10 protein-coding genes are annotated in these 13,178 nt (G+C 68.9%); 7 read left to right on the forward strand and 3 right to left on the reverse strand.

What is annotated here, in order from left to right:
• Positions 1 to 10 precede the first annotated feature (10 nt).
• On the forward strand, positions 11 to 1,270 hold the full coding sequence (locus tag KV110_RS02555; protein WP_246634316.1) for a sensor histidine kinase: 1,260 nt from the start codon (positions 11 to 13) through the stop codon (positions 1,268 to 1,270).
• Positions 1,258 to 1,902: a response regulator gene (locus tag KV110_RS02560; protein WP_218472955.1), complete on the forward strand. Its 645-nt coding sequence runs from the start codon at positions 1,258 to 1,260 to the stop codon at positions 1,900 to 1,902. Before KV110_RS02555 ends, KV110_RS02560 begins: the two co-directional genes overlap by 13 nt.
• Before the next feature lie 45 nt (positions 1,903 to 1,947).
• Here KV110_RS02560 and KV110_RS02565 read toward each other — a convergent pair whose 3' ends face one another.
• Together KV110_RS02565 and KV110_RS02570 are read right to left on the reverse strand one after the other, a co-directional pair.
• Positions 1,948 to 3,471 carry an alpha/beta fold hydrolase gene (locus KV110_RS02565; RefSeq protein WP_246634317.1) on the reverse strand — a complete coding sequence of 508 codons (1,524 nt, stop codon included), beginning with the start codon at positions 3,469 to 3,471 and terminating at the stop codon, positions 1,948 to 1,950.
• A 64-nt stretch (positions 3,472 to 3,535) separates the two neighbouring features.
• Positions 3,536 to 4,726 (reverse strand): serine hydrolase domain-containing protein, encoded by a 1,191-nt coding sequence (locus KV110_RS02570; RefSeq protein ID WP_246634318.1) that lies wholly within the window; start codon positions 4,724 to 4,726, stop codon positions 3,536 to 3,538.
• Between the two features lie 273 nt (positions 4,727 to 4,999).
• On the opposite strand from KV110_RS02570, the gene KV110_RS02575 reads away from it, so the two are divergent.
• Positions 5,000 to 8,062: an AfsR/SARP family transcriptional regulator gene (locus tag KV110_RS02575; protein ID WP_218472959.1), complete on the forward strand. Its 3,063-nt coding sequence runs from the start codon at positions 5,000 to 5,002 to the stop codon at positions 8,060 to 8,062.
• A 61-nt stretch (positions 8,063 to 8,123) separates the two neighbouring features.
• Here KV110_RS02575 and KV110_RS02580 read toward each other — a convergent pair whose 3' ends face one another.
• A complete protein-coding gene (locus KV110_RS02580; protein WP_218472969.1) occupies positions 8,124 to 8,615 on the reverse strand; it encodes an inorganic diphosphatase in 492 nt (163 codons plus the stop codon).
• A 158-nt stretch (positions 8,616 to 8,773) separates the two neighbouring features.
• On the opposite strand from KV110_RS02580, the gene KV110_RS02585 reads away from it, so the two are divergent.
• The 4 genes from KV110_RS02585 to hpt all read left to right on the forward strand — a co-directional run bounded on the left by KV110_RS02585 (position 8,774) and on the right by hpt (position 13,171).
• Positions 8,774 to 10,228, forward strand: a complete 1,455-nt coding sequence (locus KV110_RS02585) for a D-alanyl-D-alanine carboxypeptidase/D-alanyl-D-alanine-endopeptidase (RefSeq protein WP_393537335.1) — start codon at positions 8,774 to 8,776, stop codon at positions 10,226 to 10,228.
• A gap of 13 nt (positions 10,229 to 10,241) precedes the next feature.
• Entirely contained in the window at positions 10,242 to 11,366 is a 1,125-nt protein-coding gene (locus KV110_RS02590) for a zinc-dependent metalloprotease (RefSeq protein ID WP_218472971.1), read from the forward strand.
• A 185-nt stretch (positions 11,367 to 11,551) separates the two neighbouring features.
• Positions 11,552 to 12,565, forward strand: coding sequence for a tRNA lysidine(34) synthetase TilS (gene tilS / locus KV110_RS02595; protein WP_218472973.1), 1,014 nt, complete (start codon positions 11,552 to 11,554; stop codon positions 12,563 to 12,565).
• A 54-nt stretch (positions 12,566 to 12,619) separates the two neighbouring features.
• A complete protein-coding gene (hpt, locus tag KV110_RS02600; protein ID WP_069165896.1) occupies positions 12,620 to 13,171 on the forward strand; it encodes a hypoxanthine phosphoribosyltransferase in 552 nt (183 codons plus the stop codon).
• Positions 13,172 to 13,178: the final 7 nt, after the last annotated feature.

A 13,178-nucleotide genomic window follows, 5' to 3' on the forward strand; every position in this document is an offset into this window, starting at 1 on the left:
TTCTGACACCATGACCAGGGTGATGGTGGCTTTGCGATCCGCGCGCGACAAGTTGTGGCGCCTACCGGGTGCGCTCGGCTACCTGGTGGTCGGCGGCGTGACCTCGGTGCTCGCGCTGTTCGCGGTGGTCGTGCTGCTGCTCGTCGGCGCGTTCTGTCTGATCGGGGTGGGGATACCCGCGCTGCCCGAGGCGGTCCGATTGGTCCGGCCGTTGGTGTCGTTCGATCGGCGCAGGGCCGCACGGTTACTCGGTGAACCGATCGAGGAGGCCTATCAACCGTTCACTGGTGGGCTGCGGCAGCGGGTCGCGACGGTGTTCACCGATCCGGCGAACCGCCGCGACTTCGGCTGGCTGGTCGCACACGCTCTGACCGGGATCTATATCGCGATCTTCGCCGTCGCGCTGCCGGTGAGCGCACTCGTTCAGCTGACGCTCCCCGCATTTTGGCAGTATCTGCCGCCGGGGCAGGAGTTCAGCAGTTACGGGTTCACGGTCGACTCGTGGCCCATGGCGGCGCTCAGCTTCGTCATCGCGTTCCCCGTCGCGCTGGTGTCGCTGCAAATTCCGGTGGCCGCGCGCTGGCAGGCGCTGGCGGCCCGGGCTTTGCTCCAGCCGCCCAAGGGAGTCCGGCTAGCCGACCGGGTCGCGGCGCTCACCGCGACCAGGGCCGCCGCATTGGACGCACACGGTGCGGAGCTGCGCCGGATCGAGCGTGACCTGCACGATGGCGCGCAGGCGCGGCTGGCGGCGGTGATCATGCAACTCGGGCTGGCCGACCAACTGCACGACCAGGATCCGGAAACGGCGCAGCGGCTGGTGCGCAAGGCCCAGGACACCGCGACCGACGCACTGGCCGAACTGCGCGATGTGGTGCGCAACGTGTATCCGCCGGTGCTCTCCGATCGCGGCCTGGCGAGCGCGATCACGGCGGTCGCCGCCCGTAATCCGATCCCGTGTGTGCTCGACCTCAGCGAGGTGGGCAGGCGACCCGCCGCGGTGGAGGCGGCGGCCTACTTCGTCATCACCGAGGCACTCACCAACGCCACCAAGCATTCCCGCGCCGAGGGCATCTCGCTGGTGCTCGGCGGGGCGCCCGAGCTGTTGACGATCGAGATCCGCGACGACGGCGTCGGCGGCGCCGTGGAGACCTACGGCGGCGGCCTGGCCGGTATCCGCCGCCGGGCCGAGGCGCTGGACGGCAGGATGATGCTGACCAGCCCGCCTGGTGGCCCTACTGTATTGCGGGTGGAGTTGCCGTGCGGGTCATGATCGCCGAGGACGACGCCCTCCTGCGGGAGGGGCTGGTGCTGTTGCTGAGCACCGCGGGTATCGAGGTGGTCGCCGCCGTGGACAACGCGGACGACTTCCTCGCGGCGGTGGCCGCCGACCGGCCCGACGCGATCGTCGTTGATGTCCGGCTGCCGCCGACCTTCACCGACGACGGGTTGCGCGCGGCTGTCAGCGCCCGCAAGCTGCATCCCGGCCTGCCGGTGCTGGTGTTGTCGTCGTGGGTGGAGGACAGCTACGCCGCCGAACTGCTCGGCGACGGCGCGGGCGGTGTCGGCTATCTGCTCAAGGAACGGGTCGGCAAGGTGGACCGTTTCCTGGATTCGCTGCGCCGGGTCGCCGCGGGTGGCACCGCGATGGACCCCGAGGTGATCTCGCAACTGCTGGTGCGACGCAAGGCCGATGATCCGATGGCCGCGCTGACCGCCCGCGAGCGTGAGGTGCTCGCGCTGATGGCCGAGGGCCACAACAACGCGACCATCGCCGAGCGGCTGGTGGTCAGCGAAGGCGCTGTGCACAAACACATTCGGAGCATCTTCGCCAAGCTCGGCCTGTCCACCGAGGATGTCGGGCACCGCCGGGTACTCGCGGTGCTCGCCTATCTGAACGCGTGAAGGCCTGAACCCGTTGGGGCTCAGGCCTGCACACGCGGTTCCGGGTCAGTCTGCCTGGCAGGTGATATCCGTGGCGGGCAGGGTGCCGTCGCGGAAGTAGGTGTTCACCGCCGAGTACACGCAGCTGTTCTGGTAGCGCCCGAATATCCAGTGGATGGCCACATCCTCAAGGGTGACCATTCGGGACGCGCTCAGGTCGTTGTGCATGGCGACCGCACCCTGGTAGGCGGTGCGGGTGTCACCGGTGGACTGCACGATCAGGGCGGGCACCGAATTGCGCACTACCGTAAGGGGTTCGGCGGGCGGCGCCCAGAACGCGCACGGCGTGATGTTGTTGGCCAACGCGCCGAACACCGGTTGGTCGGCACGGGCCGCTTCGATGTTGCGCCAATAGAATTGGGGATCCCGCGGCGCGGCGACATCGCCGCACATGATGGCCATCTGTGACGAATTGTCCCTCGGTCGTGCCCGCAACGCGAAGCCGAGCGTGGCATCCAACGTCTCGTCGACCTCGACGGGTTTCCCATCGGCGGCGTCGGCGATCTTGCGCACCTGACCGGCGAGCATCTCGTACTGGTCCGGGGAGTCCAACCCGACGAACAGCACCATGGGCAGCCAGTGATCGTCGATCTCATACTCGCCCAACCGGATCGGCTTGTCCGCGGCCCGGCGGATCAGGCCATGGACGGTGTCGCGGACCTGGGCGCGGGTGGAGCCGAAGTGGTACTCGCCGTCGCGAGCCGCCACCCAATCCGCCCACAGGTCGAGGGCGGCCTCATTGGCCGGTCCCATCGCCTGCATCATCCCCACCACGCCGTACTGGTCCGGATCCGCGGCGCTGTCCAGTACGAACCGATCGCTGCGCTCGGGGAACATCTGGGTGTACACCGCACCCAGATAGGTGCCGTATGAGGTGCCGTAGTAACTGATCCGGTCCACGCCGAAAATGCCGCGGATCACATCCATGTCCCGCGCGGTGTTGCGGGTCGTGATGTACGGCAGCCGGGCCGCTTCGGTCGTCGCGCAGCGGGCGGCCAGGTCGCCTTGCATCGCAACGGATTCCGCGAAGCTCGTCGCGTCGACGCCCGCCGAGTGCAGCCCGATGCCGCGCGGCCAGTGGCAGTCGACGGGGGAGGAGCGCCCGACGCCGCGCGGATCCATGCCGATCAGGTCATAGCGAGCGCGCACGTCGGGCGTCATCGCCTTGCCGACATCGACCATGAAGTCGAGACCCGCACCGCCCGGCCCGCCGGAGTTGGACAGCATGACGCCGTGCTTCCGCGCGGGATCGGCGGCTATCCGCGAGATCGCCACCGTGAGTGTTGGTCCCTGCGGCTCGGCGTAGTCGAGTGGCACGGTGACATCGGCGCACTGCGCGCCTGCCTCGTCGAGCTTGGGCTCTCCGCACGCCTTCCAGTCCAGCTGCTGGCTGTAGAAGCGCTCCAGCGCAGGTGTTTCCGTGTTCGCGTTGGCCTCGGGCCCGGCACAGCCAACCAGACCGGCACAGGCCACCAGGCCGGTGATGCCGGCCAACGCCGCCGTGAGCCCTCTTGTGCGTTTCACTGTCATCCCTCCGATGTGGTTCGGCCGCACCCGAAATCGGAGCGGTACTGGATAGCCGCGCGCCGGCCGATCACGGGGTGCACAGGGCGGCGTCGAGCAGACCTTCGACCACGTCGGAGGCTTGCTCGGAAGTCGGCAGCTGGTTCACCGTGACGGTCACCGCGGTGCCATCGGCCGTCACGCCGTTGCGTGTCTCGAAGCCGGGGATGCTGCCGCCATGCCCCCACACCTCTTTGTCGCACGGCACGGGCTGGTGGATGAGGCCGAGCCCGTAACCCGCGCCCGGCCCACGGTCGAACGGCACGGTGCGCTTCATTTCGGCCAATTGCGCGGACGGCAAGAGCTTTCCGGCCAGCAGCGCGGCGAAGAACCGGTTCAGATCGGCGCCGGTGGCGACCATATCGCCCGCGGTGCCCGCCCACGACGGGTCGAAGTCGGTGAAATCGACCGGCTTGCCGTCTCTTACGTGATAGCCACGGACATGCGGGCCACGGATGGTCGATTCGCGGGCGGCGGGCACGTAGGTGTCCCGCAGGCCGAGCGGCTCGATGATCCGGCGTTGGATCTCGTCGGCGGCCGAGTGACCGGTCACCCGCTCGATCAACAGGCCGAGCAGCAGATAGTTGGTATTGGTGTAGACCGATTTCGCGCCGGGTTCGAAGTTCGGCGGCATCGTCATCGCATTGCGGACCAGATCGGCCATCTCGAAGTGCTGCCAGCGCAGCGCTTCCTCCTCCGGATTCAACTGCTCGGCATGCTCTCGGTCGATGCCGTTGCCATTGCCACGCCCCAGGTAATCCGGCAGGCCGCTGGTGTGCTGCAACAGCTGGCGCACCGTGATCCGGTTGCCGTCGTTGCCATTGCCCTGCACCACGCCGGGCAGGTAGCGCTCGATCGGGGCATCCAGGTCGGCCTTGCCCTCGGACACCAGCTGCAAAACCACCGTCGCGACGAACGTCTTTGTGTTGCTGCCGATCCGGACCCGCGCGTCGTCGGGGAACGGAGCGCGGGTGCTTACATCGCCGACACCCGCGGTGAAGGTGCGATGCCCGCCTGGCCCGTCGATGACCACCTGGACACCGGGAAACCCGTTCCGCACCACCTGATCCATCGCGGCGGCAATGGCGGGCGGAGCGGTTTTGGGCGAGTCGTCCGGCCTTGCCACCGACGTCTCACCGCCACACGCGGCCGCCGCGAGCACCGCGCCGACCACGACGGCCGAAAGGGCGGCCTTTCCGGAATTGCGCCGAAATGGGTTCATGAGCAGTCGATTCCTCCTGTTCGAGCCGGTCGGCATGGGTGCGTCCCCGACGATTCGAGCCTAGGAATCCGGCGCTGCCCAGCCCATGCCGCGCGCACCCGAATGCCCGGTACCGCCTGCTGGAGTGGCATGGTGGTGCTAGCACCACGGCCGGTATCGATGACGTCAGATCATCAGTGGCTCATCGGTGACGTCGAAGGGCGAGTGTGCCGACTCGGCCTGACGATTGTCTACGTTCGTAGCCGAAGGTCCGACGGTCAGAGAGGGGACCGAATGCTGAAGTTCGCTGTGCTCGGTGAGGTGCGTGCGTGGCGCGATGAGCTGGAGCTCGATCTTGGCTCCAAGCAGCGCCGAGCCTTGCTGGCAGCATTGTTGTTGCGCAGCGGACGTTCGGCGACGGTGCCGGAACTCATCGACGGTGTCTGGGGCGAGCATCCGACGCCGAGTGCGATCGGCGCGCTGCGCAACCACATCCTGCATCTGCGCCGCGCGCTCGAGCCGGAGCGCCCGTCCGGCGCGCCCGCCACCGTGCTGGTCGGGTTCGGCGGCGGCTACGCGCTGCGGCTCGCGCCCGGCGCGGTGGATGTGGAGATGGTCGAGGACATGCTGCTCGAGGTCCAGCCGGACCGGATCGGCGCGGAGCCGTCGCACGCGGTCGAGCTGGTCCGCGAACGCCTCGACGCCGCGCTGCGGTTATGGTCGGGCACGCCGCTGGCGGGACTGCCAGGACCCTACGCGGATCGCCAGCGCACCCAGCTGATCGAACGACGGGTGGCGCTGCTGGAACAGCGGATCGAACTCGACCTGCGCCTCGGCCGCTACCCGGAGGTGATCGCCGAGCTGACGCCGCTGTGCGCCGAGCACCCGATGCGGGAACAGATCCGCGGCCTGTTGATGACCGCGTTGTATCACGCGGGCCGCCAAGCCGAAGCGCTCGCGGTGTACGCCGACACCCGCAAGGTGCTCATCGAGCGGCTCGGCATCGAACCCGGACAGCAGCTGGCCGAACTGCACCAGCGCATTCTGCGTGCGGATCTGCCCGCGCCACAACGGGATACCGATAAACAACCGGTTATCGTTCGCCCGCCGCGTCGTGCCGTCGCCAGGGTCGCGCAGTTGCCCGCCGATGTCGTCGACTTCACCGGTCGTACTGAGACGGTCCGCCGGATCAGCGAATGGCTCACCCGCACAGATGGTTTCGCGGTGCCGGTGTGTGTGATCGGCGGCATGGGCGGCATCGGCAAGAGCGCGCTCGCGGTGCACGTCGGTCATCGCATCCGGGAACACTTCCCGGACGGACAGTTACACGTCGATCTGCACGGCTTCGCGCAGGCCCGCGGCCGCAACCTGGCCGACCGGTCCGGCACCCCGGCCGCCGACACACTGGGCGACTTCCTGCGTGCCCTCGGCATTCCGGAGGGCGAGATCGCGCCGACGCTCGCCGAGCGCTCGGCCCAGTTCCGCAGCTTCCTCGACGGCAAACGGGTGCTCGTCGTGCTGGACAACGCGCGAGACGTCGACCAGGTGGCCCCGCTGATTCCCGGCACGCCCGGCTCGGCGGTGCTGATCACCAGCCGCTCGTCCATGCCCGAATTACCCTGCGTGGTAGGCGTTCTCGGCGTGCGGCTCGACGTGCTCGCCCGGGTGGAGGCGCGCACCCTGCTCGCCGGGATCGCGGGCTTGCGGCGGGTCGCCGCCGAGCCCGCCGCGGTGGACAGCGTGCTCACCGCGTGCGGTGGGCTGCCGCTGGCCGTCCGGATCGTCGGGGCGCGGCTGGCGGCCCGGCCGAACTGGAGCATCAGCAGCCTGGCCGAGCGGTTGGACGACGAGAAGCAGCGGCTCGGCACGCTGCGCAGTGGCGACCTCGCGGTCGAGGCGGCGTTCCGGCTCAGCTACGACCAGCTCGATTGCGCTCAGGCCAGGGCCTTCCGGATGCTGGCCGTGCCGGAGGTCGCCGAGATCTCGCTGGACGCGGCGGCCGCGATCCTCGGCGCGGATCGGATGCTCGTCGAGGAACTGTGTGAGTCCCTCGTCGACCTGAACCTGATGGAGACCAGCGCGTCCGGGCGCTACACCTATCACGATCTGCCGCGCTTGTTCGCACGCGAGCTACACCTCGGGTCCGATGTCGCCGAGCCGGTGTCCGGTGCGCTGCTCCGCCTGCTCGACTTCTACCTGGCCACCATGAAAAACCTGATGGCGGTGTGCAATCCGGGATCGCGGCTGCCGGAACATCTCGGTTCCACCGCCGCGAACGGTTTGTCGTTCATGGACAGCATCGCCGCGCAGTACTGGCTGGACGTGGAACGTCCGAACTTGATCTCGTTGTACGAACAGACCGCGCGAGTGGGTGGTCCCGCGCTCGCACGGGCGGCCGATATCGCCTGGGCCACAGCGGAATTGATCGACGGCGGGCCGCATTGCCAGGAGTTGTCGCGGGCGCTGAGCAAGTTGCTCGACGCGGCGGTGCGGGCCGGTGACCGCGGCGCCGAATGCCGGATTCGGGTCACCCTCGGCGCGATCTTCAGTTACTCGCTCGGCACCCTGCGGCAAGGCCGGGATCATCAGCGCATCGCGCTGTCGCTGCCGCCGACCTCGCCGAGTGACGTGCGACTGGTCGCTTTCGCGTCGCAGTTGCTCTCCTCCTCGACCAGAATGGGCACCGAGACGGCGGCCTCGGTCGCGCACGCCGAACGCGCGATCCGCCTGGCGCGCCAGGTCGAGGACCCGGCGGTGGAATGCGCCAGCCTGGTGCACATGTCCAAAACCCTCTCGGACGGCGGGCAATTCGAAGCGGCACAGGACCGGGCGACCGAGGCGAAGACGCTCGCCGCCAAGATCGGCAATGCCGCACTGGAAGCGATGGCGACCCACGAACTCGGGGTGAGTCTCGGATTTCAGGGCGACCATGCGCAAGCGATCGAGCTGTGCGGTGAGGCGGTCCAGCTGGCCCGGCTCAGCGGGGTGGAACTGCGCGAAGGCTGGGCGCTGGCGCGGTTGGCGCATGTGCACATGATGGCGGGGCAGTTGGCAGAGGCGGAACCCATCGCCGACGCGGCCGTCCGGCTGCTCAACCGCCAGATCGGCCCGCTGACCAGGGCGCGGGTGCTGGTGATGCACGGACTGATCCTGCAGGCGCTCGGCCGCACCCATCAGGCGTACTGCGTCTACCGTTGCGCGGCAGAAGCTTTCGCGCCGATGGAGGACGCGCACTTCACCCACGAACGGCTCGATCACGAGGTGGAGGCGCCGATCCTGGCGCTGCTGGCCGAGCACCTGGACGAGGTGATCGCCGAACGCAATCAGCGGCGCGACCGCGCCGCCGGCGGCGCATAGCCGCAAAAAGCGGGAAGCCGGTTTCGCCGGACTTCCCGCTTTTCCTGACCGTGCGGCCGGATCAGTGCCCGCCGTTGTCCTTCAGTCGCTGCAGCGAGGCCTCGACCTCGGCCTCGGCCTCGGCGCGGCCGACCCACTCCGAGCCCTTGACGTACTTGCCGGGCTCGAGATCCTTGTAGCGCTCGAAGAAGTGCTTGATCGCGGCCAGCTCGAACTCGGGCACATCCTTCAGGTCCTGGATGTGATCCCAGCGCTGGTCGCCCGCGGGCACACACAGCACCTTGTCGTCGCCGCCCGCCTCGTCGACCATCTTGTACATCGCCACCGGACGCACCTCGATGAGGCAGCCGGGGAACACCGACTCGGGCAGCAGGACCAGCGCGTCGAGCGGGTCACCGTCCTCGCCGAGGGTGTTCTCGATGTAGCCGTAGTCGGCCGGGTAGACCATGGAGGTGTAGAGGAACCGGTCGAGCCGGACTCGGCCGGTCTCGTGATCGACCTCGTACTTGTTCCGAGAACCCTTGGGGATCTCGATGGTGACGTCGAACTCCACGCCATCTCCTTCGGTGCATCTATGAGCATGAGCAGTCAGGACTGCCGACTCGCCAGGTTGTTCGGGGGAACGGTTGCGCAACGAGGATAGTGTGGTCGGCGGGGACATGGGTGCGGCAGGCGGCTGCTGCGGGAATCAGTCGAGGAGAGCTGCGGGCAGTGGTTGGTAAGAACATCGGTGGCTTGGCTGCCCGGCGGCGCCGCAATCTCTGGATCGGACTCGGCACCACGCTCGCCGTATTGCTCGCGGCGGGAGCGGGCGTGCTGTTCACGGTCAAGCCGTGGACCGACGAATTCCGGCACGGCGGGCTGACCACGGCCGCCCCGCCCGCGCCGGTCCGGCCGTTCCCGCAGGTCGCCCCCGCGCCCTCGAACGCCCCCGCGCCGAGCCCGGCCGGGGTGGCCGCCGCGCTCGCGCCGGTGATCGGCAATCCCGATCTCGGTGCCTTCGCCGGACAGGTCACCGACGCCGACAGCGCGACGGTGCTGTGGAGCGGTGACGCGAACAAGGCGATGATCCCGTCGTCCACCGCGAAGATCCTGCTCACCGCCGCCGCGCTGCTCACGCTGCCCGCGGACCACCGGGTGAGCACCAAGGTGGTGGCCGGGAACGCGCCCAATGAGCTGGTGCTCGTCGGCGGCGGTGACCCGACGCTGACCGCGGAACCCGAGGGCAAGGGGTATTACCCCAACGGCCCCCGGCTGTCGGATCTGGTGACGCAGATCAAGAACTCGGGTCGCGCGGTCGACACGATCCTGGTGGACACCTCCGCCTACACCGGCCCCAACTTCGCCAAGGGCTGGGACCCGGTGGACATCCGGGACGGTTCGATCGCCCCGATCGAACCGGTCATGATCGACGGCGGGCGGCTGCAGCCGCTGGTCGAATACTCGCCGCGCACCACGACACCTGCGCTGGATGCCGGGCGCAGGCTGGCCATCGAGCTGGGCCTCGATCCCGCCCGGGTCCGGATCGCGACCGCCGCACCCGGCGCCGCCGAAGTCGCGAGCGTGCGCTCGGCGCCGCTGCGCGACCGACTGCGTGACCTGATGGTCTATTCCGACAATGTGCTCGCCGAAACGGTCGGCCGCGAGATCTCGGTGGCGACCGGCGGCCCGGCCTCGTTCGACGGCGCGGTCGCGGCGGTGAACGCCGCGCTGGCCAAGGCCGGTTTCGACGTGGCCGGGGTGAGCATGCACGACAACAGCGGGCTCTCGGTCGACGACCGGATCCCGCCGCGGCTGCTGGATCGGATCGTCGCGACGGCGGCCAAGCCGAACGGGGCGACCGCCGTGCAACCGACCGGCACCAAGGCAAGGCCGGAAAACGACCGGCTCGCCACCACATTGGCGCCGCTGCTCGACGACCTGCCGGTCGCGGGCGCGACCGGCTCGCTGAGCAGCCGATATGTCCTCAGGGACCGGGCCGCCGCCGGGTGGGTGCGGGCCAAGACCGGAACTCTGTCGGTGTCCAGCGCGTTGGTTGGGTATGTGCTCGATGCCGACGGGCGGGTGCTGACTTTCGCGTTGATGTCGAACGATCGACCGCCGGAGGTGAGCAGGCCCGCGTTGGACGCGATCGCAGGCACGCTGCGCAACTGTGGATGCTCCTGACGGGTGGTTGACAATGCACCGAGAAAGTTCCGACCCAGCTGATTCCCGCGCGGTGGGTTCAGCGGCCGAGGGTGTCGTGGAGCGGTCCAAGGGCCGTTCCGGGTTCTCCGGTGCTGTCGACTGGCGGCTGGCCGCGAAGACCGGCGCCGCGCTGGTGCCGTCCGGCCCGCGCACCTCGCGCTATTCGGCCGAGCAGGTCGTCGCCGAATTGGCCACCGCCTCGGTGCGATCCGAGGGCCCGGTCCGGGAGGTGAGCGGGCTGCTCGACGACCAGCCGGTGCCCGCCGCCAGGATCGTCGACCGGCCAGGGTGGATCGGGGCGGCCGCCGACTCCATGGCCCAGTTGACCGGCACCGAACGCGACACCGGCGAGCGCGGACTACTACAAGGCAAGCCCGCCGGCGTGCAGGCGGGCGCGATGCTCGCGTTCCTGTCCACCGCGATCCTCGGTCAGTACGACCCGTTCACCGGCCCGGACGGCACGCTGCTGCTGGTCGCGCCGAACATCATGGCGGTGGAGCGCGCACTCGGCGTCTCGCCGAGCGATTTCCGGCTCTGGGTCTGCCTGCACGAGGTGACCCACCGGGTGCAATTCTCTTCGGCGCCATGGCTGGCCGACTACATGCGTGCCAATGTCGAGGTGCTCGGCGAGGTCGGTGACGAACCGGTCAACGAGATGCTCTCCCGACTGATCGAGGAGGTACGTGACCGCCGCCGCGGCACCGCCTCCGAAGACCCCGCCGCCCGCGGCGTCGTCGGTCTGCTGCGCGCCACCCAGGCCCCGCCGCAACGCGAAGCCCTCGACCGCCTGCTCATGCTGGGCACCCTCCTCGAAGGCCACGCCGACCACGTCATGGACGCCGTCGGCCCCGCCGTCGTCCCCTCGGTCGAACAGATCCGCTCCGCCTTCGACCAGCGCCGCAAGCGCCCGACCAACCCGGTCCAGCGCATCATGCGCGCCCTGCTCGGCGTGGACGCGAAGGTCGCACAGTACGTCCGCGGCAAAGCATTCGTCGACGACGTCGTAGGCCGAGTAGGCATGGACCGTTTCAACACCATCTGGACCGAAGCCGAAACCCTCCCTCGCACACACGAAATCGAGCACCCCGACCGCTGGGTAACCCGCGTCCTCGGCTAGCGCGTTCCCGCCTGCCGAACCTTCTGGGCCGCTTCGGGCTGATCTCACAGAGCCTTCGTACGTCTCACAGGGGTGGCAGACCCGGTGAAGGGTGTGGACGGACTGTGAGATCGGTCGCGGATGGCGAGAGCGGGGGCATCTGCGGGTGCGGATGCTGGTGGGGGTGGGGTCGGTACGCTGCGGATATGAGGCGCGCGGGGTCGGATGGTGGGAAGGTATCGCCGCGTCGGTTGCCTGAGACGGTGGCGGTGCTGGAGGTGCGGCGGGCCGTTCGGGACTGGGTTGGGGAGTACGTGTCGGATGCTGCGACGGGGGTTGCGGTCGCGTTGTCGGGCGGGGCGGATTCGCTGGCTCTCACTGCCGCGGCCGTTGTCGAGGTGGGCGCGGTCGATGCGCTCGTGGTCGACCATCAATTGCAGGCCGGATCGGATGTGGTTGCGGCTGATGCCGCGGCGACCGCACTGGCGCTCGGGTGCCGGTCGGCTCGGGTGGTTGCGGTCGATGTGGCGGGCGAGGGGGGAATGGAGGCGGCGGCGCGACGCGCTCGGTACGCGGCGCTGGATGAGGCGCGGGCCGGGCTTCCGGTGTTGCTCGGGCACACCCTTGACGATCAGGCGGAAACGGTGCTGCTCGGGCTGGCGCGCGGATCCGGCGGGCGCTCTATTCAGGGGATGGCGCCATGGGCCGAGCCGTGGGGTCGGCCGCTGCTCGGGGTACGGCGGGTGGTTACCCGACAGCTTTGTACAGATCTGGACCTCACCCCGCACGAGGATCCGCACAACGCTGCGCCCGAGTTCACTCGGGTGCGACTGCGTACCGAAGTGCTGCCGCTGCTGGAGGACGTGCTCGGGGGTGGCGTGGCCGCCGCGCTCGCGCGTACGGCCGAGCAGTTGCGTGCCGACGGCGCGGTGCTCGACGCCCTCGCGGGTGAGCTGCTGCACACCGCGAGTGATGGCGAGACACTCTCGATCGAGACGCTCGCCACTGCGCCCGCCGCACTGCGCAGACGGGCGATCCGGGCCTGGCTGCTCGCGGGCGGTGCGAAAGCGCTGACCGGCAAGCATTTACACGCGGTGGACGAGTTGATCACCGCGTGGCGTGGGCAGGGCGGGGTCGCGGTCGGCGGCGGACGGTCGGGTAGCAGGTTGGTCGCGGCGCGCGAACATGGCAGGCTGACACTGCGTCTGCGCAGCGGCTGATGACACATAATGGGTCGGCCGTCCGGGAGCGAAAACCAGAAGGGAACAGCTGACGTGTACGGGGACGACATCGCGTCGGTGCTGATCACCGAGGAAGAGATCGCCACCAAGACCAAAGAGCTGGCCGAGCTCATCGCCAAGCGCTATCCCGCTGATGCTCCCGAGGGCGACCTGCTGCTGGTTGGTGTGCTCAAAGGCGCGATCTTCTTCATGACCGACCTGGCCAAGGCGTTGCCGATCCCGACCCAGATGGAGTTCATGGCCGTCTCGTCGTACGGGTCGTCCACCTCGTCGTCCGGCGTGGTCCGCATCATGAAGGACCTGGACAAGGACATTGCCGGGCGCAATGTGCTGATCGTCGAGGACATCATCGACTCGGGCCTCACACTGTCCTGGCTGAAGCGCAACCTATCCACGCGCAATCCGGCCTCGCTCGAGGTGGTCACCTTGCTCCGCAAGCCGGACGCGCTGCGCACCCACGTCGACGTCGCGCACGTCGGCTTCGACATCCCCAACGAATTCGTCGTCGGCTACGGCCTCGACTACGCCGAGCGGTACCGCGACCTGCCCTACATCGGCACCCTCGACCCCAAGGTCTACTCCTGACCCTCGC

It is taken from the genome of Nocardia iowensis, assembly GCF_019222765.1.
In the GTDB taxonomy this organism is placed as follows: domain Bacteria; phylum Actinomycetota; class Actinomycetes; order Mycobacteriales; family Mycobacteriaceae; genus Nocardia; species Nocardia iowensis.